At 65.3% G+C, this 25,270-nt stretch carries 18 protein-coding genes and 1 pseudogene; 10 read left to right on the forward strand and 9 right to left on the reverse strand.

Going from position 1 to position 25,270, the window contains the following annotated elements:
- Positions 1–198: 198 nt before the first annotated feature.
- The gene (recG, locus tag FOM02_RS12045) at positions 199–2,307 is read right to left on the reverse strand and encodes an ATP-dependent DNA helicase RecG (RefSeq protein ID WP_027559228.1); all 2,109 of its coding nucleotides are present in this window, start codon (positions 2,305–2,307) and stop codon (positions 199–201) included.
- 193 nt (positions 2,308–2,500) lie between these two features.
- Here recG and FOM02_RS12050 point away from each other — a divergent pair, with 193 nt between their 5' ends.
- The 3 genes from FOM02_RS12050 to FOM02_RS12060 all read left to right on the forward strand — a co-directional run bounded on the left by FOM02_RS12050 (position 2,501) and on the right by FOM02_RS12060 (position 7,758).
- Positions 2,501–2,791: a succinate dehydrogenase assembly factor 2 gene (locus tag FOM02_RS12050; protein WP_027559227.1), complete on the forward strand. Its 291-nt coding sequence runs from the start codon at positions 2,501–2,503 to the stop codon at positions 2,789–2,791.
- Positions 2,788–6,306: a transcription-repair coupling factor gene (mfd, locus tag FOM02_RS12055; RefSeq protein WP_265441809.1), complete on the forward strand. Its 3,519-nt coding sequence runs from the start codon at positions 2,788–2,790 to the stop codon at positions 6,304–6,306. Before FOM02_RS12050 ends, mfd begins: the two co-directional genes overlap by 4 nt.
- Before the next feature lie 315 nt (positions 6,307–6,621).
- On the forward strand, positions 6,622–7,758 hold the full coding sequence (locus FOM02_RS12060) for an acyl-CoA desaturase (protein ID WP_051377875.1): 1,137 nt from the start codon (positions 6,622–6,624) through the stop codon (positions 7,756–7,758).
- 116 nt (positions 7,759–7,874) lie between these two features.
- Here FOM02_RS12060 and FOM02_RS12065 read toward each other — a convergent pair whose 3' ends face one another.
- From FOM02_RS12065 to FOM02_RS12075, 3 genes and pseudogenes are all read right to left on the reverse strand, one after another.
- Positions 7,875–9,098 (reverse strand): hypothetical protein, encoded by a 1,224-nt coding sequence (locus FOM02_RS12065; RefSeq protein WP_027559224.1) that lies wholly within the window; start codon positions 9,096–9,098, stop codon positions 7,875–7,877.
- Between the two features lie 85 nt (positions 9,099–9,183).
- Positions 9,184–10,570 (reverse strand): annotated as a pseudogene (locus FOM02_RS12070) (AMP-binding protein).
- A gap of 23 nt (positions 10,571–10,593) precedes the next feature.
- Positions 10,594–12,420 carry an extracellular solute-binding protein gene (locus tag FOM02_RS12075; protein WP_027559222.1) on the reverse strand — a complete coding sequence of 609 codons (1,827 nt, stop codon included), beginning with the start codon at positions 12,418–12,420 and terminating at the stop codon, positions 10,594–10,596.
- 295 nt (positions 12,421–12,715) lie between these two features.
- Between FOM02_RS12075 and FOM02_RS12080 the strand changes: the two genes are divergently transcribed.
- The gene (locus tag FOM02_RS12080) at positions 12,716–13,420 is read left to right on the forward strand and encodes an invasion associated locus B family protein (RefSeq protein WP_265441810.1); all 705 of its coding nucleotides are present in this window, start codon (positions 12,716–12,718) and stop codon (positions 13,418–13,420) included.
- 76 nt (positions 13,421–13,496) lie between these two features.
- On the opposite strand, the gene hspQ is transcribed toward FOM02_RS12080, so the two are convergent.
- A complete protein-coding gene (gene hspQ / locus FOM02_RS12085; protein ID WP_027559220.1) occupies positions 13,497–13,829 on the reverse strand; it encodes a heat shock protein HspQ in 333 nt (110 codons plus the stop codon).
- A gap of 106 nt (positions 13,830–13,935) precedes the next feature.
- Between hspQ and FOM02_RS12090 the strand changes: the two genes are divergently transcribed.
- Positions 13,936–14,889, forward strand: a complete 954-nt coding sequence (locus FOM02_RS12090; RefSeq protein WP_027559219.1) for an AEC family transporter — start codon at positions 13,936–13,938, stop codon at positions 14,887–14,889.
- A gap of 21 nt (positions 14,890–14,910) precedes the next feature.
- Here FOM02_RS12090 and FOM02_RS12095 read toward each other — a convergent pair whose 3' ends face one another.
- Positions 14,911–16,095, reverse strand: coding sequence for a UbiH/UbiF family hydroxylase (locus tag FOM02_RS12095; protein WP_027559218.1), 1,185 nt, complete (start codon positions 16,093–16,095; stop codon positions 14,911–14,913).
- Between the two features lie 87 nt (positions 16,096–16,182).
- Here FOM02_RS12095 and pcsA point away from each other — a divergent pair, with 87 nt between their 5' ends.
- The 4 genes from pcsA (at position 16,183) to metG (ending at position 20,671) form a co-directional block, all read left to right on the forward strand.
- Positions 16,183–16,950 (forward strand): phosphatidylcholine synthase, encoded by a 768-nt coding sequence (gene pcsA / locus FOM02_RS12100; protein WP_027559217.1) that lies wholly within the window; start codon positions 16,183–16,185, stop codon positions 16,948–16,950.
- On the forward strand, positions 16,947–17,681 hold the full coding sequence (locus FOM02_RS12105; protein WP_027559216.1) for a TerC family protein: 735 nt from the start codon (positions 16,947–16,949) through the stop codon (positions 17,679–17,681). Before pcsA ends, FOM02_RS12105 begins: the two co-directional genes overlap by 4 nt.
- 75 nt (positions 17,682–17,756) lie before the next feature.
- Positions 17,757–18,731 (forward strand): quinone oxidoreductase family protein, encoded by a 975-nt coding sequence (locus tag FOM02_RS12110; RefSeq protein ID WP_027559215.1) that lies wholly within the window; start codon positions 17,757–17,759, stop codon positions 18,729–18,731.
- Between the two features lie 257 nt (positions 18,732–18,988).
- A complete protein-coding gene (metG, locus tag FOM02_RS12115) occupies positions 18,989–20,671 on the forward strand; it encodes a methionine--tRNA ligase (RefSeq protein WP_027559214.1) in 1,683 nt (560 codons plus the stop codon).
- A 48-nt stretch (positions 20,672–20,719) separates the two neighbouring features.
- Here the strand turns inward: metG and FOM02_RS12120 are convergent, their stop codons facing one another.
- The 3 genes from FOM02_RS12120 to FOM02_RS12130 form a co-directional block, all read right to left on the reverse strand.
- Complete coding sequence (locus FOM02_RS12120; RefSeq protein ID WP_027559213.1) at positions 20,720–21,910, reverse strand: acetylornithine transaminase; 1,191 nt, start codon at positions 21,908–21,910, stop codon at positions 20,720–20,722.
- Between the two features lie 268 nt (positions 21,911–22,178).
- Positions 22,179–22,820, reverse strand: coding sequence for a hypothetical protein (locus FOM02_RS12125; RefSeq protein ID WP_027559212.1), 642 nt, complete (start codon positions 22,818–22,820; stop codon positions 22,179–22,181).
- 110 nt (positions 22,821–22,930) lie between these two features.
- Positions 22,931–24,079 carry a tetratricopeptide repeat protein gene (locus tag FOM02_RS12130; protein ID WP_035731220.1) on the reverse strand — a complete coding sequence of 383 codons (1,149 nt, stop codon included), beginning with the start codon at positions 24,077–24,079 and terminating at the stop codon, positions 22,931–22,933.
- A gap of 125 nt (positions 24,080–24,204) precedes the next feature.
- Here FOM02_RS12130 and FOM02_RS12135 point away from each other — a divergent pair, with 125 nt between their 5' ends.
- Entirely contained in the window at positions 24,205–25,152 is a 948-nt protein-coding gene (locus FOM02_RS12135) for a hypothetical protein (protein WP_027559210.1), read from the forward strand.
- Positions 25,153–25,270 lie beyond the last annotated feature (118 nt).

Below are 25,270 nucleotides of genomic sequence, written 5' to 3' on the forward strand. Positions count from 1 at the left end.
CGCGGAAACAGGCCAGGTCTGAAGCGACCGCCTGAACCAGACTCCCCATCGACGCCCCAAAGCACGCACCTGTCACCCACCCCTCGGCGAGGCTTATTCTCGCAAGCTGATTCCTCTCAAGGTACCGGCTTGGCTCCGGTGAGCAACATGCGATGTGTTGGAACCAACCGGCGGAACTTTTGTTCCGGCCGCGCCCTCTCAACCAGCTCCAATGAGCGGGATCGCCTCGTCGCGCTCGTAGAGATACAGCAGGCAGCGTAGCGCTTCGCCGCGCTCGCCCTTCAGCTTGGGATCGTCCTTGAGGATGCGCAGCGCCTCGTCTCTCGCCTGAGTGATGAGCTGGCCGTGCACCTCCGAGCGCGCAATGCGATAGCCGGGCAGGCCGCTCTGGCGCACGCCCAGCACGTCGCCTTCGCCGCGCAGCTTCAGATCCTCCTCGGCGATCCGAAAGCCGTCCGTGGTCTCGCGGATCACCTTGAGCCGTGCCTTCGACATCTCGCCGAGCGGCTCGCCATAGAGCAGGATGCAGGTCGAGGCCTCCGAGCCGCGGCCGATGCGGCCGCGCAGCTGGTGCAGCTGGGCAAGACCAAAGCGCTCAGCATTCTCGATCACCATGATGGTTGCGGCGGGGACGTCGACGCCGACCTCGACGACGGTGGTCGCGACCAGAAGGCCGATCTCGTGGGCGGCGAACTGGCCCATGACGCGGTCCTTCTCGGTGCCTTTCATTTGGCCGTGGACGAGACCGACACGGTCGCCGAAGCGCTTTTGTAAACTCTCGAAACGTTTGGTCGCATTCGTCAGGTGCTCGGTGCCTTCGGCCTCGGATTCCTCGACCAGGGGGCAGATCCAGTAGACCAGCTTGCCGGATTCGAGCGCGCGGCCGACACCCTCCATGACCTCGCTGATCCGGCTCATCGGCACCGCGCGGGTGTCGATCGGCTGGCGGCCGGCGGGCTTCTCGCGCAGCTCGGAAATGTCCATGTCGCCGAAATAGGTGAGCACCAGCGTGCGCGGGATAGGCGTGGCGCTCAGCACCAGAACGTCGACGGCTTCGCCCTTGGATGTCAGCGCAAGCCGCTCGCGCACGCCGAAGCGGTGCTGCTCGTCGACGATGGCGAGGGCGAGATCGCGGAAGATCACGTCGTCCTGGATCAAAGCATGGGTACCGACGAGCAGGTCGATCTCGCCTGCGGCAAGCTGGGCGATGATCTCACGCCGCTCCTTGCCCTTTTCCCGGCCGGTGAGGATCGCGACCCGCATGCCGGCGCGCTCGGCGAGCGGCGCGATGGTCTTGATGTGCTGGCGCGCCAGGATTTCGGTCGGGGCCATCAAGGCGGCTTGCTTGCCGACCTCGGCGACGGCCGCGGCCGCCAGCAGCGCCACCACGGTCTTGCCGGAGCCGACATCGCCCTGGAGTAGGCGCAGCATGCGCACCGGCTGCTTCAAGTCCTCGGCAATCGCCGCCGCGGCGCTGCGCTGGGACGGCGTGAGGGCATAGGGCAGGGCGTCGATGATCTTGTTGCGCAGATGGCCGTCGCCGGCGTTGCGCACGCCGGCGGGCCGTCGCAGTTGCGCGCGGATCAGCGCAAGCGCGAGCTGGCCGGCGAGCAGCTCGTCGAAGGCGAGGCGGGACCAGAAGCGCTGATCCGGCAAGATGTCCGTCAGCTCGACCGGCTGGTGCACGCGATTGAGCGCCTCCGTCACAGGCGGAAAATTGCAGCGGCGCATCACCTCCGGGCTGATCCATTCCGGCAGCGCCGGCAGCTTCTGCAGGGCCTGTGCGATCGCCCGGCGCAGCGAGCCGAGCGCTAGACCCTCCGTCAGCGGATAGACCGGATCGATCCCTGAGAGCTTCGAGATCGCCTCCTCGTCGAGCACGCGGTCGGGATGCACGATCTGCGGGATGCCGTCATACATCTGCAGCGTGCCGGAGACGTAACGCTTCTCGCCGACCGGCAGCAGCTTCTCGACATAGCCGGGCTTGGCACGGAAGAAGGTCAGCACGACGTCGCCGGTGTCGTCGCTGGCATAAACGAGGTAAGGCGCGCGCGAATTGCGCGGCGGGGGCGGGCGGTGGCGCTCGACGGTGACCTCCAGCGTCACCATGGTTCCCTGGACAGCGTCGCGGATCTTCGGCCGGGCCCGGCGGTCGATCACCTGGCTCGGCAGATGCAGCAGCAGATCGACCAGCCGCGGCGTCTCGCTCCGGCTGAGCAGATATTGCAGCAGCTTGTCCTGCTTCGGACCGACGCCGGGCAGGCTGGTCACGGGAGCAAACAGCGGATTGAGCAGGCTGGGGCGCATTCTCGCAACATTCGTCATGCGCGGGCCTGACCCGCGCATCCATCTTTTCAAGGACGATGGATTGCCGGGTCAAGCCCGGCAATGACGGTCCCCAAACAATTGCAATAACAAAGGGCTGACATGGGCACCCCGAGTGGCTATATCACCCCCGCCCGGCACGTCCGGGCTTTCTGCGTTTGACTGGATTTGAGACATGACGGGAACGACACGATCGAGCAACGGGCTGGATGACCGCCGCAAGCGGCTTCTGTTCCGCTGCTGGCACCGCGGCACGCGCGAGATGGACCTGATCCTCGGCCGCTTCGCGGACGCCGAGATCGGCAACCTGTCCGACGCCGAGCTGACCGAGCTCGAGACCCTGCTCGAGGTCAACGATCCCGATCTCTATGCCGCCATCACCGGTGACAAGGTGCTGCCACCTGATGTCACCGGCACGCTGTTTGCCCGCATCAAGGCATTTCCGATTACGGACGGCGATCTATGAAAACGGGCATGAAATCTCCGGCCGAGCTGCTCACGCCCGGCCGCGCGGTGACGCTTGCCAATGTCGCCGAGGGCGCCGAAGGCCTGATCGTCTCCGATCTGGCGCGGGCCATCGCTGCGCGGCCGAAGAAGCCGGCCGTCAGCCTTGCCGTGGTCTGCCGCGATGGCGGACGCATGCAGCAGCTCGAGCGCGCGCTGAGATTCTTCGCGCCGGATCTGCCGGTGTTGACCTTCCCGGCGTGGGACTGCCAGCCCTATGACCGCGTCTCGCCGCATGGCGGCATCCTGGCGCAACGCCTGACCACACTGGCGCGGCTCGCCTCGCTCACCGGCAGCGACAAGCCGCTGATCGTGCTGACCACCGTGAACGCCGTGGTGCAGCGCGTGCCCGCGCGCGAGCTGGTCGCGGCGCAGGCGCTGTCGGTTGCGCCCGGCAATGTCGTGCCGATGGACACCATCGTCGCCTGGCTCGAGCACAATGGCTACAACCGCTCCTCGACCGTGCGCGAGCCCGGCGAATATGCCGTGCGCGGCGGCATCCTCGATCTGTTTCCGGCCGGCCTCGAACAGCCGGTGCGGTTCGACTTCTTCGGCGACAGCCTGGAATCGATCCGCAGCTTCGATGCCGAGACCCAGCGCACGCTGCTCGACATGCGTTCGCTCGACCTCGTGCCGGTCTCGGAATTCCAGCTCGTCACCGACACCATCCGGCGTTTCCGGATGGGCTATGTCGCCGAATTCGGCGCGCCCGAGCGCGACGATGCGCTCTACGAGGCGGTCAGCGAAGGCCGCCGTCATCCCGGCATGGAGCACTGGCTGCCGCTGTTCCAGGACCGGATGGACACGCTGTTCGACTATCTGCAAGGGGCAGCCGTTGCGATCGAGCCGCAGGCCGAGGACGCGGTGCGCGAGCGCTTCAAGCAGATCCTCGACTATTACGAGGCCCGCCGCGAGGCGATGGAGCATCCCGGCGGCGGCGCCATCTACAAGCCGCTGCCGCCCGACCGGCTCTATCTGACCGAGGAGGAGTGGGGCAAACGCCTCGGCGACATCCCGCTGGCGCGGCTGACGCCGTTTTCCGTGCCGACCGACGGTACTTCGGTCGTCGACGCCGGCGCGCGCAAGGGCCGCGACTTTGCGCCGGAGCGCAACGACACCACGGTCAACGTGTTCGAGTCCGTCGTCAGTCACGTCATGGCGCTGCAGGCGCAACGCAAGAAGGTCGTGATCGCGCTGTGGACCGAAGGCTCGCGCGACCGCATGACGTCGATGCTGCGCGACCACAAGCTCGCCCACACCACCAGCGTCAATTCCTGGCGCACGGTACAGGCGACCCCGCGCAACGAGACCATGCTGGCCGTGCTTGGCCTGGAGAGCGGTTTCGAGACCGACGAGATCGCTGTCATCAGCGAGCAGGACATCCTTGGTGACCGTCTCGTCCGGCCGCGCAAGGCGAGCCGCAAGCTCGACAATTTCATCTCGGAGGTGACGAGCCTCACCGCGGGCGACATCGTCGTCCATGTCGATCACGGCATCGGCCGCTTCATCGGCCTGCAGACCCTCGACGTCGCCGGCGCGCCGCATGACTGCCTCGAGCTGCATTATGCCGCCGAGACCAAGCTATTCCTGCCGGTCGAGAACATCGAGCTGCTGTCGCGCTACGGCTCCGACCAGACCACGGTCGAGCTCGACCGTCTCGGCGGCTCCGGCTGGCAAACCCGCAAGGCGAAGCTGAAGAACCGCATCCGCGAGATCGCGGGCGAGCTGATCAAGATCGCGGCCGAGCGCATGCTGCACGAGGCGCCGAAACTGCCGGTGCAGCAAGGCGTCTATGACGAGTTCTGCGCGCGCTTCCCCTATGACGAGACCGAGGACCAGTTAGGGGCGATCGAGTCCACGCTGAAGGACCTCGAAAAGGGCCGGCCAATGGACCGGCTGATCTGCGGCGACGTCGGCTTCGGCAAGACCGAGGTGGCGCTGCGCGCCGCCTTTGCGGTCGCGCTCGACGGCAAGCAGGTCGCGGTCGTGGTGCCGACCACGCTGCTGGCGCGCCAGCACTACCGGACGTTCGCCGAGCGCTTCAAGGGCTTCCCGGTCAATGTTGCGCAGGCCTCGCGCCTGATCCCGACCAAGCAGCTCAACGAGGTCAAGAAGGGGCTGACCGACGGCTCGGTCGACATCGTGGTCGGCACCCACGCGCTGCTCGGCAAGGCCATCAAGTTCCGCGATCTCGGCCTGCTCATCGTCGACGAGGAGCAGCATTTTGGCGTCAGCCACAAGGAGCGGCTGAAGGCGCTGCGCGCCGAGGTGCACGTGCTGACGCTGTCGGCAACGCCGATCCCGCGCACGCTGCAATTGGCGCTGACCGGCGTCCGCGAGCTCTCGATCATTGCCTCGCCCCCGGTCGACCGCCTCGCGGTCCGCACCTTCGTGGCCCCGCACGATCCGCTGATGATCCGCGAGGCGCTGCTGCGCGAGCGCTATCGCGGCGGCCAGGCGTTCTACGTCGTGCCGCGCATCGACGATCTCGCCGAGGTCAAGGACTTCCTCGACAAGAACGTGCCTGAGATGAAGGTCGCGGTCGCGCACGGCCAGATGCCGCCCGCCGTGATCGAGGACATCATGACCGCGTTCTACGACGGCAAGTTCGATATCCTGCTGTCGACCACGATCGTGGAGTCCGGCCTCGACATCCCCAACGCCAATACGCTGATCGTGCACCGCGCCGACATGTTCGGCCTCGCCCAGCTCTACCAGCTCCGCGGCCGCGTCGGCCGCTCCAAGCTGCGGGCCTATGCGCTGTTCACGCTGCCGGCGCAGCAGAAGATCACCGCGCAGGCCGAGCGCCGGCTCACCGTGCTGCAATCGCTGGAGACGCTGGGCGCAGGCTTCCAGCTCGCCTCGCACGACCTCGACATCCGCGGCGCCGGCAATCTGCTCGGCGAGGAGCAGTCCGGCCACATCAAGGAAGTCGGCTTCGAGCTCTATCAGTCGATGCTGGAGGAGGCGATCGTCAACCTCAAGGCCGGCGTTGCCGAGCCCGCGGCCGACCGCTGGTCGCCGCAGATCACGATCGGCATGCCCGTGCTCATCCCGGAGGATTACGTCGGCGATCTCTCGGTGCGGCTGTCACTGTATCGTCGGCTTGCCGATCTCGACACCGAGGAGGAGATCGAGAATTTTGGCGCCGAGATGCGCGACCGCTTCGGCGTGCTGCCGGACGAGGTGCGCTACCTGTTCAAGGTCGCCGCGATCAAGGCGTTCTGCCGCAGGGCCAATGTCGAGAAGATCGACGCAGGTCCCAAGGGCGCCGTCATCGTCTTCCGCGACAATTCCTTCGCCCATCCCGATCGCCTCGTGACCTTCATCCGCAGCTACGGCCAGGCCGCCAAGGTGCGGCCCGACATGAAGGTGGTGTTCCTGCAGGACTGGGAGACGCCGGAAGAGCGCCTCGCCGGCACGACGGAGATCATGCGGCAGCTGGCGCAGCTCGCGGAGGCTAAGAAGGCGGCGTAAGGGCCGTAGTATTCCGGGGGTGACACAGTGCGGCGCGCCTGGTCCGAAAACAGCGACATCTGGACACTTGCGGAACGACGGAACAACGGCCATGTACGATGCGTCGAGTTTCGGCTGAACGGCCTCGCCGCTAAAGTGGCGCCTGACGGACCCTCGTTCCACATACCGAAGGCGCTGATTGATCCCCTGAGTGCAGTATCCACGCCCCGCGACCGGTTTGCCGGCCGCGGTTTTTTATATCGAACAGCTGAGGTCGCACGCGTGTCTTTCAATACCGATTCAGGCCCGGACTCCGAGCCGGATCACGACGATGTCATGTATCCGCAGGTCCTGCCGTTCGTATTGATCCACGCCGGATGCTTCGCGGCGATCTGGTCCGGCGTCTCGTGGCAGGCCGTTACAATTTGCGTCGCTCTCTATTGGCTGCGCATGTTCGGGATCACTGCCGGATATCATCGCTACTTCTCGCATCGGTCTTACGCGACAAGCCGGGTGTTTCAATTCGTCCTGGCTTTCCTTGCCCAGAGCAGTGCGCAGAAAAGCGTGCTTTGGTGGGCGGCCAAACACCGCCATCATCACCTTCACTCGGATACCGTGCACGACGTGCACTCACCGCGGCACAAGGGGTTCGTCTACAGCCATGTCGGCTGGATATTCTATCGCCAGCATGATGCGACTGACCTGGTGAAAGTATCAGATCTGGCCGCGTATCCCGAGCTGATGTGGCTCCACAGGCTGGAGCTTTTGCCGGCGGTCGTGCTCGCGGGCCTGTGCTTCGTTCTTGCCGGGTGGTCAGGCCTCGTGGTCGGATTCCTCTGGAGCACCGTGCTCCTCTATCACGCGACGTTCTGCATCAACTCTCTCGCACATGTTCACGGACGCAAGCGGTACGTGACCGGTGATGACTCCCGCAACAACTGGCTGCTTGCTTTGCTGACTATGGGCGAGGGGTGGCACAACAACCATCATGCCTACCAGGCCAGCGCGCGGCAGGGCTTCCGCTGGTACGAGATCGATTTGAGCTACTATGCCCTGGTGGCCTTGTCATGGTTCGGCATTGTCCGGGATCTGAAGATGCCGCCCAAGCAGGTTCTACGCAATGAGCATCGGCTGGGATCGCGCGTGGTCAAGCAAGCGGCTGAGCAGCTGGCCGCCCGCTTTAATCCCGAGCACATCGCGCTTGCGATCAGGGCGTCGATCCATGAAACCGAATTGACGATGCGAGACACGATCAGTCACTTGCAGCACCGCGCCGATTTACGCCTGTCCAGCATGCCGACGCGAGAGCAGTTGCTCGCTGAAGCGCAGCGGATGTTCGCGAAGACGATATCCCTCGACGACATCGTCGACCGTGCCCACGAACTCCTGAATGAGGCCGTTGGCTTTCTCCTGGCCGCGCCTGCTCCCGCTCTCGCGACTAACCCGAAATCGGGAGCGAATGGCAGCGGCTAGCACGCGCTGCCGTAGGGTGGGCAAAGCGAAGCGTGCCCACGCGTTTCGTCGTTGTTGAAAAATGGTGGGCACGGCGCAAGAGCGCCTTTGCCCACCCGACGGCAGTGAGATCGTGGTTACGACGCCGCCCTTGACGCGTCGGCCGACAGCCGGGCCAGCAGCGACCTTGCCGTATCCGACGGCGACAGCGAGTCCACGCTCACCACGGGATCGCTGCGCATCTCGTGCTTGCCGTTCGACGTATGCCGCATCACCGCGGACAGCCGGCGGGCGATCATGTGCGCGGTGCGGAAGTCGGTCTCCGCAAACACCACGATCACCGAGCCATCCTTCTGTGCCGTGCCAAAATCCATCTGCCGCATCAGACGGCTGAGGATGCGCGCGGCGTCGAGCTGCGCGCGGGAATTGCCGGGGTCGAAGGCGAAGCGTGCCACCGACAGGCCGCCGCCGCGGGCGAGCGTCTGCTCGACCGCCTTGGCAAAATCGCGGGCAAAGGCTTCCACCGTGAGCAGGCCGCTGCGCGGATCGAGCCAGCCGCCGGCATCGATCGAGCGCAGCGTGCGGCTCAGCTGCGCTTCCATCGCGTGCTGGCGGATCAGCGGCAACGCGTTGGCGGCGATCCTGGCCGGCTCGCCCGGGATCAATTCGAGATTGGGCAGGTCGTAGCTCTGCATCAGCTGGTGCGCGGTGACGACGACGGGCAGGCTGCGGAAGCGGGTGTCCTCGGCGAGCACCGTGAGGAAGGCATCGGTCACGCGCGCCGTAAAGCCTTCCGCCAGCACGACGCCGTCGAGGTCGCGGGTGTTGAGATGCTTCGCCGCCGCCTCGATCGAGAGCGCGCCGACGACGCCGACGCGTTCGCCGAGCGCGACGGAGAGCGCCGGGTAAGCCGCGCCGCGGCCGATCAGCAGCACCGTGGCATCGCGTGCGGGATCGCCCTCCGGCAGCGCCACCTTGGCTTCCGGCAGCCGGCGCAGCACGGTGGCATGAAGGGTGCGTACGCGCAGCGCAGCGCGCAGCCGCGCGATCAGGCGATCGGAATTTCCGCCGCGCGAGGAGAAGGGCAGCGCATTGTGCGGCAATGTGCCCGCCGCATCGAGCGCCACGAAGGGCAGGTAAGGCAATTGGTCCGCGATCTTCCTGGCGAGCGGCGCCAGATGCGGCTCGTGTCCGGCATGCATTGTCGCGAGGACCGCGGCCGGCTGCACCTGCTCGACCGCGCGGGCCGCGCCGGCCCAGTCGGTATCGACCACGGGAAACAGCCGGGCTTCGTCCAGGGCCGCAATGAAGGGCGGCCGCTCGGCATTGGACACAAACAGGATCGGGCCCGCCTGGGACATTCGGAAACTCTGATCACGCAACAGATGCTGCGCAATCTAGTCCGAGCGCCTTAATGCAGCGTCAATGGTTCAGTCGAAACTGTGCCTAGGCCGGCCCGGAGCGGTCGCGAAAAGCCTCGACCATCAGTGGGTTAAGCCCGAGCTGGCTGAGCGCCTCGCGGGCCCGCGCATTGTCCTGGGCCCGTCCCGCCAGTCGGTGGCCGGAGAGCCGGTCGGGCAGCGCGGTGAGGGTCGAGCCCGCGCCGCCGATAGCCGGTATCGACATAGTCGCGCGGCGGCTGCGCCGTCAGCGTCTCGCCGACCGGCTGCGGCGGGGCATAGGCCGCGATCGGCACCATCGGCCCGCGCAGGCCGAGCGTGCCTTTCGGCGTCAGCAGGATCTCGCCGGCGATGGAGGAGCCGGACTGCTCGCGCGGGGCGCCGTGCGGCCCCGGCATCACAGACACCGGCATGCCGTCCTCGCCGCGGCGGCGCCGAACAAGCCCGGCCTCGCCGAAGAGATACACGTCCGTCAGCGGCGCATGCGGCGCGATCCAGGCGTCGCTCGCCGCCACCTGCTCGGGCGCGCGCCAGAGGCCGATCACGTTGCGTAAAGTGGGCATCCGCGCTGCGAGGTCGGAATCCCCTAACCGCAGCGCGAGCTGCGCCGGCGCGATCAGCACCTCGCATTTATGCTCGTTGATCTGCTGCTCCAGCACGTCGTTCTCGAACGGATGATGCAGCGCCAGCGTGCCGCCCGAGAGCAGCCACATCGCGAGCGAGGAGGCGAGGCCCGCGAACGACATCGGCGCAAACGCCGCCATCACGGTCGCGCCCTGCTTGACGTCCGCCTCCAGCGACATCGCAAGGCCGCCGGCGATCAGGCTGAAATGCGGCCGCGGCACCGGGCGGAAACCTTCCGCGGTGACATCGAAGGAGATCATCGCCGCCTTGCGGCCGTCCTGGATCACGGCGCGCGTCATGCCGGGCGGGCGGGCCAGCACATCGTCGAGCGAGGCCATGCCTTCGGGCAGGTCGGTACCGAAGCCGCAGACGTGACGGATCGAGAACGCCTCAGCCGCGGCATGCATCGCGAAGTCGGCGTAGCTGACGCCGTCGACCTTGCTCATGGTGACGATGGCGCGCGCCGCGGTGCGGTTCAGCGCGGCGGTCAGTTCCGCATGGCGCCACAGCAGCGGCAGCACGGCGACGACCAGCCCCGCGCGATGGGCCGCGAGCACGGTGAGCACGAACTCGACCGTGTTGGGCAGCTGTATCGCGATCACGGAATTGGCGGGCAGGCCCGATTCGACGAAATGCGCCGACAGCGCCTCGATCGCGGTATCGGCCTCGGCATAGGTCATCCGCCGCGGCTGGTGGCCGGTGACGCGGGCCTTGTTGAGGGGGTCGAGCAGAGCGAGCGTGTGCGGCTGCCGCATCAGCGTGCGCTGAAACAGCGTGTCGAGCGTCGGCGATACGGCTGGCTGGTTCACGGCGTCACTTTGCTTGACTGGCTCTAAGGCGGCCCCTTCGACCACCAGGTCTCCGGCAGATAGCCGGACAGCGCGGTGGCCTTAGGCCGTTCTATCCGATTCCAACGCGCGATCCATTGCTCGGATACGTTAAACAGGGGGATTGTGTAGAAGCCCGCGATCAGGGCGCGGTCGAGTGCCCGCACCGCCGCGACGAATTCCGTATGATCGCGGGCCTCCAGCAGCGCGGCGATCATGGCGTCGATGGCGGGATCCCTGGCGCCCATGTAGTTGCGGGTCCCCGGATTGTCGGCTGCAGTGCTGCCCCAATAGAAATACTGCTCGTTGCCGGGCGAGAGCGACTGGTCCCAGCGGTTCTGGATCATGTCGAACTCGAAAGCGAGCCGGCGCTGGTCGAACTGCACCGGATCGACCGTGCGCACGCTTGCCGCGATGCCGGCGCGCTTGAGGTCGCGCTGGAACGCGAGCGCAATGCGCTCCTGGTCGCGGGTCGTCACCAGCATCTCGAAGGTGAAGGGCGCCTTTGTCGCGCGGTTGCGCAGCATGGTGCCGTCGAGATCCCAGCCGGCCTCGGACAACAGCTTTAGCGCGGCGCGCAGCGTGTTCCGGTCGCGGCCCGAACCGTCGGTGACAGGCAGGCGGTAGCTGCCGTCCATGATGTCGGGCGGGATCTGCGCGATAAACGGTTTGAGCAGCTCGCGCTCGCGCGCATCCGCAGGCCGGCCATAGGCCGACAGGTCCGAGCCGGCGAAATAGCCGGCGACGCGCGAATAGAGGTTGAAGAAATAGTTGCGGTTGACCAGCTCGAAATCGAACAAAAGCGTCAGCGCCTGACGCACGCGGATGTCAGCGAAGATCGGCCGCCTGGTGTTGAACACCAGGAACTCGGACGGCTGCGGCACGCCCGGCTTGATGGTGTCGCGGATCACCTCGCCGCTTCTGGCGGCCGGAAAGTCGTAGCCGTCATGCCAGCGCAGAGGCTCGTGCTCGATGCGGAAATCGTAGAGGCCGCGCTTGAAGGCTTCGAACTGGCCGTTGGCCTCGCGAAAATAGTCGAGCCTGATCTCGTCGAAATTGTAGAGCCCGCGATTGATGGGGAGATCGCGGCCCCAATAGTCGGGATTGCGCGTCAGCGTGACGCTGGCGCCGGGCTTCACCGCCGTGACGCGGTATGGGCCCGAGGCGATCGGCCCCGATAGTGTCGTCTCCTCGAAGGTCGCGACGTCCACTGCATGCTTCGGCAGGATCGGCATCAGGCCGAGGATCAGCGGCAGCTCGCGGTCATTGGCCCCTGTGAGGTCGAAGCGGACGGTGAGGGGATCGGATGCCTCGGCCCTGGCGACCTTGGCGTAATACTGCCGGAGGTTCGGACGGCCATGGTCGCGCAGCAGCTGCCAGGAGAACAGCACGTCCTCGGCCTGCACCGGCTTGCCGTCGGAGAAGCGGGCGCGGGGATCGAGACGGAACGTGACGTAGCTGCGCTCGTCGTCGGTCTCGACCGTTTTGGCGAGCAGGCCGTACAGCGTGAACGGCTCGTTTTGGCCGCGCGCCAGCAGGCTCTCGACCACGTAGGCGCGGATCGGCTGCACGGCCAATCCCTTCACGATGAACGGATTGAGGCTGTCGAAGGTGCCGAGAATGCCCCAGGTCAGACGGCCGCCTTTGGGGGCATCCGGGTTGACGTAGGGCATGTGGGTGAAATCAGCCGCCATCGCCGGCTTGCCGTGCATGGCGATGGCATGGGCTTCCTCGGCGCGCCCGCCGCTTGCCGACAGGCTGACGATGAGCGCGAAGGCGAGGCTGCAAAGGCGGACACCGGGGCCCTCGAGCAGGCGCTGGAACATGAACATTCGGACACGTTGATTCGAGGACCGGTAGCCTCGAATCCTATCACAGGGATTTTCCCCCGGCGCAGGCCAAGGCGGGGTTCTCAATGCGGTCAAAGACGCTTGTCGGCATTGATCTTTTCGTCGGCCACGTTAAGAAGGCACGCAATCGCGCAAGAGCGTCGAGCCCGTCACTTATCCGCCTCAATTGACGGGGAGAGAGCCGCGCCCAAGGCGGCTAGGTTCGGCGCTTCGGAGCGGTTCGGGCACTTCCCGTTCAGAAAGGGTTTTCCGCAATGAATTTCCGTTACTTGGCCGCGTGCATCCGGCCGCGCGGGCGGCTCCTCGCCCTGTTGACGGCGACGGCATTGGTCGTTCCGTTTGCCGCCGAGGCCCAGGCCCCGGGCGCGCCTGCGCCCAAGGCGGCGCCGAAAGCCGCTCCGAAAGCTGCCCCCAAGCGGACCAGCAGATCCAGCTGATCTACGCCCCCTGGACCAAGTTCTGCCTCAAGGGCCAGGACGCCAACGCCAAGCAGGTCTGCTTCACCGGCAAGGACGGCCGCATCGAATCGGGCCAGCCGGTGATCGCGGCCGTGATCATCGAGCCGGAAGGCGAGCCCAAGAAGATCCTGCGCGTGACGCTGCCGCTCGGCATGCAGCTCGTCCACGGCACCCGCATCATCGTCGACAGCAACGCGCCGTTGCAGCCAGCCGTATGTGAATCTGCTTCCAGAACGGCTGCATGTCCGAACTACGAGGCCACGCCCGAGCTCATCAACAGCATGAAGAAGGGCCAGAATCTCGTTGTCCAGGCGATCAATGCCAACGGCGCGCCGCTGACCCTGCCGCTGCCGCTCGCCGGCGAATTCCAGAAGGCCTATGACGGTCCGCCGACCGATCCGAAGGTGTTCGAGGAAAACCAGAAGAAGCTCCAGGAAGAGCTTCAGAAGAAGGCTGACGAGCAGCGCAAGAAGCTCGAGCAGAACGGTGGTGTCCCCGGCGCCGCGCCGAACGCTCAGAAGTAATCGGGAGCAAATCCCGGATACGAAAAAGGCGCTCAATCGAGCGCCTTTTTTGTTGGCCGGTTGCGGGCGGCGAAACTCAGTTCAGGGACGGGTTGCGCGGGCGATAGCCGCCGTCCTTGCTCTTGATGAAGATCTCGGCGACCTGGGAATGCCGGATCGGCTCGCCGGAATCGTCCGGCAACAGGTTCTGCTCGGAGACATAGGCGACGTACTCGGACTCCGCGTTCTCCGCGAGCAGGTGATAGAACGGCTGGTCCTTGTGGGGCCGCACCTCCTCGGGGATCGACAGCCACCATTCCTCGGTGTTGTTGAATTCCGGATCGATGTCGAAGATCACGCCCCGGAACGAGAAGATCCGGTGGCGCACGACCTGTCCGATCTGGAATTTGGCGGTCCTCGCTTTAATCATCCCCCGTCGATAGACCAGGATTGTGGCCGATGCTAGTGCCCTGATCCGGAATTAACCTCCGCTTGCTGGGCGGATAGCCCCCAGGTCTTCAGAAAACACTTCATCAATGGTCGATATCCTCAATCTGGCACTTCCTTATTTCGGCTTGATCTTCGTTGGATTTGCCTGCGGCAAGGTCAAATCCCTGCCGGAATCAGGCCTCGCCTGGATGAACTTCTTCCTGCTCTACGTGTCGCTGCCGGCGCTGCTGTTCGCGATCATGTCGAAGACGCCATTCGCGGAGCTGAACAACCCGCCGTTCCTGGTGGCGACGACGCTGTCGACAGTGGTGGCCTTCACGCTGGCGCTCATCGTCGGCAAGGTCTTGGGTCGCCTGACGCTGCGCGAGGCGACGCTCGCAGGGCTCTCGGGCGGCTACGGCAATATCGGTTACATGGGACCGGGACTCGCGCTCGCGGTGCTCGGGACCAAGGCGGCGGCGCCGACTGCGCTGATCTTCTGCTGCGACAGCATCTTCCTGTTCACGATCGTGCCGCTGTTGATCGAGCTCTCCGATCGTGACCATCCCTCGATCGTGCATGCCTTCGGCGTCGTGCTGAAGCAGATCGTGCTCAACCCGCTGATCATGTCGGCCTGCTTCGGCGCGGCGGTGGCGGCGCTGCATATCGAGCTGCCGGTCGCGCTCGACCGCACCATCACCTTCCTCCAGAACGCAGCCGCGCCGACCGCGCTGTTCGTGCTCGGCGTGACGGTGGCGCTGCGCCCGTTCGACCGGGTCCCGTGGGAGGTGCCCGGCGTGATCGCGGTCAAACTCCTGATCCATCCGCTCGCAGCGTTCGGGCTGATGCTCGCGTTCGGCCCGTTCGCGCAGCCCTGGGCCGCGACCGCCGTGCTGATGGCCTCGCTCCCGCCGGCGCTGAACGTGTTCGTGATCGCCCGCCAGAACGATGCCTGGATCGAATCCGCATCCGTCGCGGTGCTGCTCGGGACGTTTGCGTCGGTGGTCACGCTGACCAGCGTGATGTGGTTGCTCCAGACGGGACGGCTGGCGTTTCCTTAAGCCGCAGCTACCGCCGCCAATCTACCTGCGCCACGTCGGCGTCAGCCCCTCGCGCATCGCAAAGCGCCGGAGCGGGCCGATGGCACCTAACAGGTGCATGCCGACGGCGCGGACCGGCTGGAGCGGCAGGAAGTCGTTGAGCAAAGACCGGTTGGCGATGTCGATCGCGAACGTCCGGCTCAAAATGTCCGGGCGCCGGGCCCGGTCGTAGCGCTTGAGCACCTCGTCCGCGCCGGGATCCTCGCCCGACGCGATGGCTTCACCCGCGAGCCGCGCAATGTCGGCGGCATCGCGCAGGCCAAGGTTGAGACCCTGGGCGCCGATCGGTGGAACCACATGGGCGGCTTCGCCGACCAGCGCGATGCGGTCGCGCCCGAACGATTTAGGACGCTCGATCGCCAGCGGGAATACGTTGCGGCCGGGCTCCACCGTCATGCGCCCCAGAATGGAATGCGACTGCTTCTCGATCGCGGCGGACAGCTCGTCATCGCTGAGGCCGCGCAGCCGCTCGGCGTCCGCAGGTGCCGAGACCCAGACGATGCTGGAGCGGTTGCCGGGCAGGGGCACGAACACGCAGGGCCCGTGCGGCGTGTGGAACTCGGTCGAGACGTTGTGGTGAGGGCGGGCATGGCCGACGTTGAAGGTCAGCGCGGTCTGGTTCAGCTCGCGCCTTGTCACCTCGATGCCGGCGGCTTCGCGGCACAGCGAATGCCGGCCATCCGCGCCGACCACGAGCCGGGTGGAGAGGAATTGTGCCGAGGCGGTGCGGATTGCGACGTCATCGGCTTCGATGACGACGCTCTCGGCCTCGTCGTCGAACCGGACGAGATTGGGCAATTCGGCCGCACGCGCTTCCAGCGCCAGCATCAGCGAGCGGTTGTCGATGTTGTAGCCGAAGGCATCCAGTCCGATCTCATGACAGGAGAAACGCACCTCCGGCGCGCGGAACAGCCGGCCGGTGTCGTCGACGAGACGCATCACTTCGAGGCCAGCCGCCTTGTCCTTGCAGCGCGGCCAGACCTCGAGCGTCTCCAGAAGCTCGATGGAGGCGCCCAGCAGCGCCGTGGTGCGGTTGTCGGCATAGGGCACGCGCCGCGCCACCAGCGCGGTCCGCGCGCCCGCCTGCGCCAACGCAATTGCCGCCGCGAGCCCGGCCGGTCCGCCGCCGATCACGGCTGCGTCAAACAGTGTCGATGCGTCTGTCATGGACTGACAATTGACACGCCCGGCGGCAAATTCAAGCCCACCTATTTTTCCCTCATTTTATGGCGAATTGCGCGGCCGAACGCCGCAATGGCTTATGTGCAAATCGGTCCCATTCTGATAGCAGAAGCCATGGATACCCAGCAGGATTCCCTGAAGCCGAGACCGGCGATGCGCGCCGCGGCCTTCTCGGTGCACATCTTCACCGCCTTCGGCGCGGCGATCGCGCTGCTGGCGATGCTCGAGGCCGTGCGCGAGCACTGGGCGGCGATGTTTCAATGGCTGGGCGTCGCCCTCGTCATCGACGCGATCGACGGTCCGATCGCGCGCCGGCTCGACGTCAAGAACGTGCAGCCGAACTGGTCGGGCGACGTGCTCGATCTCGTGGTCGACTTCGTCACCTATGTCTTCGTGCCGGCCTATGCGATCGTCGCCAGCGGGCTGCTGCTGCCGGTCGCGGCGCCCTTGCTCGGCGTCGCCATCATCGTCACCAGCGCCTTATATTTCGCCGATCTGCGCATGAAGGCCGATGACAATCATTTCCGCGGCTTTCCGGCGCTGTGGAATGCCGCGGCGTTCTACCTGTTCCTGCTGCACTGGTCGCCGCTGTGGTCGACGCTGCTGGTCGCGGCCCTGGTGGTACTGACCTTCGTGCCGTTCCACGTGCTGCATCCGGTCCGCGTCGTGCGGCTGCGCTGGCTGACGATGTCGCTGATCGCGATCTGGGCCGTGCTCGGCCTCTACGTGCTGGAGATGGACTTTCGCGTCGGCACCGGCGTGACGGTCGCGATGTGCGCGATCGCGCTCTGGATCAGCTTCAGCGACGCCATGATCCGCCTGGTCAGATCCTTCGCATGATGCACCTCATCACCAGCCCCGAAGCCTGGGCCGCGCTGCTGACCCTGACCGCGCTCGAGATCGTGCTCGGCATCGACAACGTCATCTTCCTGTCGGTGATCGTCTCGCGCATTCCCGAGCCGCAGGCGCTCCGCGCCCGCCAGATCGGCCTCGCGCTGGCGCTGATCTTCCGCATCATCCTGCTCAGCGTGCTGGTCTGGCTGATCGGCCTGACTGCACCAGTGTTCTCGGCTGCAGGTTACGACTTCTCCTGGCGCGACCTCATCCTGATCGGCGGTGGCCTGTTCCTGATCGCCAAGGCGACGCACGAGATCCACGCCGAGGTCGAAGTCGATGACGGCGAGGGCGATCAGAAGTCCGCTCGCAGCGCTTTCTTCTGGGTGATCGTCCAGATCATCGTCATCGACATCGTGTTCTCGCTGGACTCGATCATCACCGCGATCGGCATGGCGCAGGACATCGAGATCATGATCGCGGCCGTCGTGATCGCCTGCCTGATCATGTACATTTCGTCGGGGCCGGTGTCGCGATTCGTCGCGGAGCATCCGACCACCAAGATGCTGGCGCTGGCGTTCCTGGTGCTGATCGGCGTCGCGCTGGTCGCGGATGGATTCCATTTCCACATTCCGCGCGGCTACATCTATTTCGCAATTGCGTTCTCGGCGGCGGTGGAATTCTTCAACGTGCTGGCGAAGCGCAATCGCAGGAAATTCGGCAAGCCATCCGCCTAGCCGGCTGGGCGAGCGTCGAGTTGACAACGCGGGCGCGATGTCTTTCGCTGAGCCGAAAGTAGAGGAGGTCAGGTGATGACCAAAGCCGTCCGTGTGCACAAGGTCGGAGGCCCCGAAGCCCTGGTCTATGAGAGCATCGACGTGCCGGCGCCCGGACCCGGCGAGGTGCGCATCCGCCAGCACGCGGTCGGCCTCAACTTCATCGACGTCTATTACCGCACCGGCCTCTACAAGGCGCCGGGACTGCCCTTCATCGCCGGCAACGAGGCCTCGGGCGAGGTCGTCGCGGTCGGGCCAGGCGTGACGCATTTCCATCCCGGCGACCGCGTCGCCTATTACCACAATCTCGGTGCCTATACCGGCGAGCGCAACATCCCCTGGGAGAAGCTGGTCAAGCTGCCCGATCACATCACCCACGAGCAGGGCGCCGTGCTGATGCTGAAGGGGCTGACGGTCTGGTACCTGCTGCACAAGACTTTTCGGGTCGAGCCGCATCATCGCGTGCTGATCCACGCCGCCGCAGGCGGCATCGGCCTGCTCGCGTGCCAATGGGCGAGGGCGCTCGGCGCCCATGTCATCGGCACCGTCGGCTCGCGCGAGAAGGCTGAGCTTGCGGAGGCCAATGGCTGCGATCACGTCATCCTCTACAACGAGGAAGATTTCGTCGCGCGCGTGAAGCAGATCAGCCGCAACGAGGGCTGCGACGTCGTCTATGACGGCGTCGGCAAGGCGACCTTCCCCGGCTCGCTGTCCTGCCTGAAACCGCGCGGCATGTTTGTTTCGTTCGGCAATGCCTCGGGTCCGGTGCCGCCGTTCTCGATCGCCGAGCTCAACAATCACGGCTCGCTGTTTGCGACCCGGCCGAAGCTCAACGACTACATCGGCACGCGCAAGGAGTTGCTGGAGGGCGCCGACACGCTGTTTGCTGCCGTTATCAACGGCAAGCTGCACGTGCCGATCAACCACGCCTACGCACTCAAGGACGCCGCGAAGGCGCATATCGATCTCGAAAGCCGCAAGACCACCGGCGCGTCGATCTTGAAGCCGTAGCAAGCTACCTCCGGGCGCCGCTTGATTGTCGCGCTGAAACGATGCTACTTTCAGCGGCAGAGGTATCCGCAGTGAAGTCTGCCAACGCACAGGTTTTGAATCGAATGCCCCGGCCCGACCGCAAGGAGGTTTGCCGGAGGGGATAGCGCGCGCTTGGCGCGTCGAATGTGAGCTGAATCCAGCCCTTCCGGTCCATGCGGGAGGGCTTTTTCGTTTCATCGGATTCAGCGCCACCTCAACGCGAAAGAGCGCTTCCCATGACGAAGATTCTCATCACCAGTGCGTTGCCTTACGTTAACGGCGTCAAACATCTCGGTAATCTCATCGGCTCACTGCTTCCTGCCGACGTGCATGCGCGGTTCAGACGGCAAATCGGCGACGAGGTTCTCTTCATCTGTGCGACCGACGAGCACGGGACGCCGGCCGAGCTGGCCGCGCTCAAAGCAGGTGAGGAGGTCGGCGAATTCTGCGCCCGGCATCACGCCATTCAGGCCGATATCTATCGCCGCTTCGGCCTGTCGTTCGATCATTTCGGTCGGACCTCATCGCCAGAAAATGCGGCGCTGACCCAGCACTTCTATCGCCGGCTCGACGCGGCCGGGCTGATCGACGAACGCGAATTGCGCCAGGTCTGGTCGCCGGTCGATCAGCGATTTCTTGCCGACCGCTATGTGGTGGGGACCTGTCCGCATTGCGCGTACCGCGAGGCGAGGGGCGACCAGTGCGACGGCTGCGGCGCGCTGCTCGATCCCGACGAATTGGTCGCGCCGCGCTCGGCGCTGTCTGGCGATACGGCGCTCGAGATCCGTCCGACGCGACATCTGTTCCTGCGTCAGTCTCGTCTGGTCGAAACGCTGCGGACCTGGATCGACCAACGCTCCGGCTGGCCGCCCTTCGTGGTATCGACGGCGAGGAGCTGGCTGACGGCGGAGCTCAGGGACCGCTGCATCACCCGCGATCTGACCTGGGGCATTCCGGTTCCGCGCGCGGGCTTCGAGACCAAAGTGTTTTACGTCTGGTTCGATGCGCCGATCGGCTACATCGCCGCCGCGCAGGAATGGGCGGCGGCCGCGCCCGGCCGCGATTGGCAGCGTTGGTGGTGGCAGGCCGATGATGTCCGATACATCCAGTTTCTCGGCAAGGACAACGTGCCATTCCATGCCGTCAGCTTTCCCGCGACGCTGCTCGGTTCAGGCGAGCCCTGGAAGACCGTCGATGTCATCAAGGGCTTTCACTGGCTCACCTACGAAGGCGGGAAATTCTCGACCAGCGCACAGCGTGGCGTTTTCACCGACGCAGCCTTGGAGGAGCTGCCGGCCGACCTCTGGAGATGGTGGCTGATCGCCAACGCGCCGGAGAGCGCAGACACCGATTTTTCCGTGCGGCGCTTCGTTGCCGACGTCAATAAGGACCTCGCCGACGTCTTCGGCAATCTCGCCAACCGGATCATCAGCTTTGCGCATGCGGCCTTCGAGGGCCGTATTCCCGAGGGCGGCGAGCCCTCGGATGTGGAGCTTGAGCTGGCGGCCGAGCTCGACAAGCGCATCGTCTCGCTGCGTCGCCATCACGAAGACCTGGAATTTCGTGCTGCCGCTGCAGAAACGCGCGCAATATGGAGCGCGGCAAATGCCTATCTCCAGCAGGCAGCGCCGTGGACTGCAATCAAGTCCGACCGTGTCAGGGCCGCGGTTGCAACACGCACCGGCCTGAACCTCGTGCGTCTGTCGGCGGTGCTTGCATGGAGCATTATTCCAGAGCTGTCGGAGCGGGTCCTGAGCGCCTTCGGCGGCGATGACGTCGTCCCGGATTGGCCGCTACAGCCGTGCCGTGAGTTGTTCGATCGTGATGCCGGCAGTCCGGTCAAGAAGCTTGCCCCGATCGTCGCAAAGATTGACCCCGACAAGGCCGCGCATCTCGTGAAGCGTTTTGGCACCGCGTGAACCGTGGCGGCATGGCGGAGGGAAGTTCCGCCATGCCGATCGCGAAGCCTACGCCACGCGCCGTGCCGCGCCGGCCTTGGTCAAAATCCCGTCGAGACAATCGATCATCTCGGCGATCTCACCTCGCGTGACGTTCAGCGCCGGCATGAAGCGCAAGCTGTCGACCTGCGGCGCGTTCAGGAGCACGCCTTGTTCGAACGCCTGCGCGACGATCCCGGGCGCGATCGGTAGCTTGAGGTCGAGCGCGAGCAGCAGCCCGCGTCCCCGCACGCCGCCGAGGCCATGCCGGGCGGAGATCTTTTGCAACTCGCTTTCGAGCAGCAGGCCGGTCTCGGTGACCGTCTTGAGGAAGTCCGGCTTGGAGACCTCCTCGAGCACGGCGAGCCCGGCCGCGCACATGATCGGGTTGCCGTTGAACGTGCCGCCCTGATCGCCGTGCTCGAAGCAGGAGGCGCGTTCGGTCGCCAGCAGCGCTGCGAGCGGCACGCCGCCGCCGATGCCCTTGCCGAGCGTCATGATGTCGGGCGCAATGCCGGTGTGCTCATAGTGGAAGAGCTTTCCGGTCCGGCCCATGCCGGTCTGGATCTCGTCGAAAATGAGCAGCAGCCCATGCGCCTCGGTCAGCGCGCGCAGCTCCTGCAGGAACTGATCGCTCGCCGGCCACACACCGGATTCACCCTGGATCGGCTCGAGCATGACCGCGACAGTGTTGGCGCAGATCAGCTTCTCGACCGAGGCGATGTCGTTCGGCTTCGCCTTCTTGAAGCCGGCAACTTTCGGCTCGAACAGCGGCTCGAACGCCTTTTTGCCCGAGGCCGACATCGTCGCCAGCGTGCGGCCGTGGAAGCCGCCCTCGAAGCTGATGATCTCGAACGCGCCGCCTCTGTGCAGGCTGCCATATTTGCGCGCGAGCTTGATCGCGCCCTCATTGGCCTCCGCCCCCGAATTGGCAAAGAACACCTGGTCGAACGCGCTGTTTTCGACCAGCGCGGCGGCGAGCTTCAGGCTCGGCTCGTTGTAGAAAGCCGGGCTCGGCGTGAGCAGCCGTTTCGCCTGCGACGCGAGCGCGTCGGCGATCCCAGGCGGGGAGTGGCCGAGGCAGTTCACGGCCCAGCCCTGCACGAAATCGAGATAGCGCTTGCGGCTGTCGTCCCAGAGGTAGGAGCCCGCGCCCCGGACGAACACGGCCTTCGGCCGTGCGGTGATGTCCATCAGCGCGTCGTAGGGATGCGTCGTCATGTCGAACTCCTCTGGAGGCGGGTGAAAAAAGGGCGCAAAAAGCAGAAAGGCCGCACCTTGCGGGTGCGGCCTTCGAAAACTCGGCTGAATTTTAGTGGTTCAGCGGCGTCGTCGGACAAGGCGCACCCTCTCATCGTCGCGGAAGCGACGACGGAGCATTTCGGTGCGCTGATGGGTCCGAGCGTTGATCATGGGGCGCGTCCGTACAGCCGAATGGCAGGGCTTGTCAAGCGGCTCGTTTGCGCGATGCTCACCGAGCGTGCATCGATCAGGCCGAATGCGCAGCTTCCTCGGTGTCCTCGTCGTCCCAGTCCGCATCCGCAATCGAGGTGTCGATCAGCTCGCCGCGCATCAGCTTGAGCGGCGATGACCAGTACAGCGCGATGTTGTGGAAGGGATCGGTCAGCACCTTGAACACCCAGACCAGCCCGGTCGCGACGTTGCGCGTCGCGAACAGCTGGAGCATGCGGGCAAGTCCGCCACTGATGCCGATCGCAAGCCAGAGCGCGCCGACATGGCGGATGAAGTCGAGCCGGCCGGCGGGAAGATCGAACAGCCCGAACAGCGTCGGATAGAAATGCAGCACAACCGGCGCGCTGCCCCAGACGAGGAGCAAGATGATCTTGCGGGTCTGGTTGTAGCCGACCTTGACCGCTTCCTTGTATTCGTTGCTGACGTCGTTGACGGCGTCATAGCCGTTCGGCTCGAAGAAGAAATGCCCGGTCTGCCGCGTCAGCATCGCGAGCCAGCCGACCAGTCCTGCGAGCGCGGGATCCCTGAACAGCAGCGCATAGCAGCCGAGAAAGATGATTGCACTGACGAGATGCAGCGTCTGGTTGACGGTGCTCTGGTGGTAGAAGCGATAATCGTCGAAGCGCTGCGTGCGCAGCATGTGTGAGAGACGGCTCATCAAAGATCCTCGCTCGCGTTGAAGGCGCGGGCAGAGTTAGGACGAGTCCGTGACCCCTGCGTGAATGCATTATAGTATCACATTGCTCCCGCGCGTACGACACGAGAGAATTACTCGACACCGTAATGCGCGAACGCATCGGCGATGCCGGCATTGATCGCTTTCGCTGCCGCGATGTCGCGCTCGCCGCCTTCGTTGTCGCCCTTCTTACGCTTCGCAAGCCCGCGGCCATAGAGTGAACTGTCGAACTGCGGCTTTGCGTTCAGCGCTGCGTCATAGTCGGCAATCGCCGCGTCGAGATTGCCGAGCTTGAGATGGGTGAGGGCGCGGCTGTCGAGCGTGTCAGGGTCGTTGGGCTCCATCCGCAGCGACTGCTCGCAATCGGCAAGCGCCTCCTGCAAACGTCCGACGATCGCGCGCGTCATGCAGCGCGAATTGAACACGCCGGAATAGCTCGGATTGGCCTTGATCGCGCGGTCGTAGTCCTCCAGCGCCAGCGCGTAATCATGCGTATCGAAATACATGCTCGCGCGCGCATAGTAGTCGAGGTCGTTGTTCGGAGAGAGCCGCAGCGACCTGTCGAAATCGGCCAGCGCGCGGGCGCGGTCGCCCTTGTCGCGGAAGACGCGCGCACGGTTGCCATAGGCCGGGCCATAAGTCGGATCGAGCTTGATCGACCTGTCGAAATCGGCGAGGGCACGATCGGCCTCGCCGTGGTCACGCAGAGCGGTACCGCGGTTGAAATAGGCGAGGGCGAATTTCGGATCGAGCTTGATCGCCTGATTGTAGTCGGCGAGTGCATGCTCGTAGTCGTCCTTGCCGCTGTAGGAATTGCCGCGGTTGTTGTAATAGAGGGCGTCACTGGGATCGAGCCGGATCGCGCTGGTATAGTCGGCGATGGCATGGTCGCGATCGCCGAGATCGTCATAGGCGATGCCGCGATTGTACCAGGCGATGGCGTCCTTCGGATCGAGATCGATGGCGCGATTGAGGTCGGCCAATGCCCGCTCGGCCTCGCCCTTGCGGCGGAACGTCTCGCCGCGGTTGGCCAGCGCCCGTGCATGGGAAGGGTTGGTCTTGAGCACGGCCGAGCAGCCGGCGAGGCGCTGGTCGTCGCTGACCTCGTCGGTGCCGAAGCACCATTGCCGGGCCTGCGCCGGCGATGGGGATTGTGCGGCGGCCGGAAGCGCAAGCAGGATCAATGCGGTGCCGATCGTCCACAGCGCGGTCAGGGTAGCGGTCTTGCGATTGCATGTCATTTGATTGCCGAGCAGAAACAAACGGGCCTCTAGCGCGTTTGTGATCGAGGGACGCGAATTGGTTCGAACCGGACGTGCGACGGAACCGACCAAGAGGGGCGGGACCAACCAGACAGTTTTCAGCCTTGTCCGACACGCCTTACCCGATCGACCTCGACAGCATTCGCGGCGCGTTCCCGCCGGGCATCGACGCGTTGCCGCTGCTGGTCGAATTCGCCGGCTGGCTGCAGGGGCGTCCCTGGGGCAGCGTCGGCTGCTTCTCCCTGCAAGGCCAGTTCTCCGATCATGCGCCGATCATCGACGGCAGTCCCTTGCGCGACAGGTTCTCGCTGTTCATGCGGCTGCCGGACGGCTCGGCCGTCGGCGGCTGGTATGGCGCGGGCCTCGACCGCGACAACCCGCCGATCGTGGGGCTGGGATCGGAGGGCGATTACGAGCTGCTGGCGCCGAGCCTCGACGCGCTGCTGGCAAAGCTGACGTCGCAGCAGTTCGACAAGGCCTGGAGCGACCTGTTGCCGCGCAACGAGGTCGAGCCCCAGACGGTCGAGCTTGCGCGCTGGCTCGCCGAGCGGCCGGCTGGCGAGCCAGTAGCGGCTGATGATGGGCCTTCCGAATTGCCTGATTTCCGCGGCTTTGTCGAAAAATGGAGCCGCGACCGCGAGGACTATTGGGCCAATCACCGCCTGATGGCCGAGCTCGGCTGGCGGCTCGCCGCGCATCTGCCCAAGGGCAAGAACCCCTGGGACAAGACCCATTTCGAGGTCGCGATCGTCGGCAAGCAATACGAGGCGCGCGTCTTGTCGCGCGGGCCGCAGCCGTTCGAGGAGGCCGCCTCGATCGAATCCCTGCTGCGGGATCTGCGCGAAGAGATGCGTCGCGCCCAGCCCGAGCTCGGGCTGTGGTACGCGATGAAATTCGGCCTCTATGCCGACGGCCGTGTCATGCCGAATTTCGAATACGACGTGCGGCCGACAATAGACGGCGAGCCCGCGAAGCTGTCCGAAGCCCAGGCCGATCTCGTCCGCGCACCGCGCCCGGAGCGCTGGGTGCCGAAATGGCTGGCGGCATCCTGAAGCTCGGAATCCCGCGATGCTGCCGCTCGGCCAGCCCGCCGAAATCTTCTGCTGTCGTGCCATCTTGACCTCGCGGGAACGGCACCTTCGATCCCCCTTGACTTAGAGCGCGCTCGAA

The organism is Bradyrhizobium sp. SEMIA (assembly GCF_014844175.1).
GTDB classification, from domain to species: Bacteria; Pseudomonadota; Alphaproteobacteria; order Rhizobiales; family Xanthobacteraceae; genus Bradyrhizobium; species Bradyrhizobium arachidis.

Bases quoted from the DNA above. Each gene is read 5' to 3' on its own strand.
- recG (WP_027559228.1), bottom strand. From the start codon at position 2,307: ATGCGCCCCAGCCTGCTCAATCCGCTGTTTGCTCCCGTGACCAGCCTG.
- FOM02_RS12050 (WP_027559227.1), top strand. From the start codon at position 2,501: ATGACGGGAACGACACGATCGAGCAACGGGCTGGATGACCGCCGCAAG.
- mfd (WP_265441809.1), top strand. From the start codon at position 2,788: ATGAAAACGGGCATGAAATCTCCGGCCGAGCTGCTCACGCCCGGCCGC.
- FOM02_RS12060 (WP_051377875.1), top strand. From the start codon at position 6,622: ATGTATCCGCAGGTCCTGCCGTTCGTATTGATCCACGCCGGATGCTTC.
- FOM02_RS12065 (WP_027559224.1), bottom strand. From the start codon at position 9,098: ATGTCCCAGGCGGGCCCGATCCTGTTTGTGTCCAATGCCGAGCGGCCG.
- FOM02_RS12075 (WP_027559222.1), bottom strand. From the start codon at position 12,420: ATGTTCATGTTCCAGCGCCTGCTCGAGGGCCCCGGTGTCCGCCTTTGC.
- hspQ (WP_027559220.1), bottom strand. From the start codon at position 13,829: ATGATTAAAGCGAGGACCGCCAAATTCCAGATCGGACAGGTCGTGCGC.
- FOM02_RS12090 (WP_027559219.1), top strand. From the start codon at position 13,936: ATGGTCGATATCCTCAATCTGGCACTTCCTTATTTCGGCTTGATCTTC.
- FOM02_RS12095 (WP_027559218.1), bottom strand. From the start codon at position 16,095: ATGACAGACGCATCGACACTGTTTGACGCAGCCGTGATCGGCGGCGGA.
- pcsA (WP_027559217.1), top strand. From the start codon at position 16,183: ATGGCTTATGTGCAAATCGGTCCCATTCTGATAGCAGAAGCCATGGAT.
- FOM02_RS12105 (WP_027559216.1), top strand. From the start codon at position 16,947: ATGATGCACCTCATCACCAGCCCCGAAGCCTGGGCCGCGCTGCTGACC.
- FOM02_RS12110 (WP_027559215.1), top strand. From the start codon at position 17,757: ATGACCAAAGCCGTCCGTGTGCACAAGGTCGGAGGCCCCGAAGCCCTG.
- metG (WP_027559214.1), top strand. From the start codon at position 18,989: ATGACGAAGATTCTCATCACCAGTGCGTTGCCTTACGTTAACGGCGTC.
- FOM02_RS12120 (WP_027559213.1), bottom strand. From the start codon at position 21,910: ATGACGACGCATCCCTACGACGCGCTGATGGACATCACCGCACGGCCG.
- FOM02_RS12125 (WP_027559212.1), bottom strand. From the start codon at position 22,820: ATGAGCCGTCTCTCACACATGCTGCGCACGCAGCGCTTCGACGATTAT.
- FOM02_RS12130 (WP_035731220.1), bottom strand. From the start codon at position 24,079: ATGACATGCAATCGCAAGACCGCTACCCTGACCGCGCTGTGGACGATC.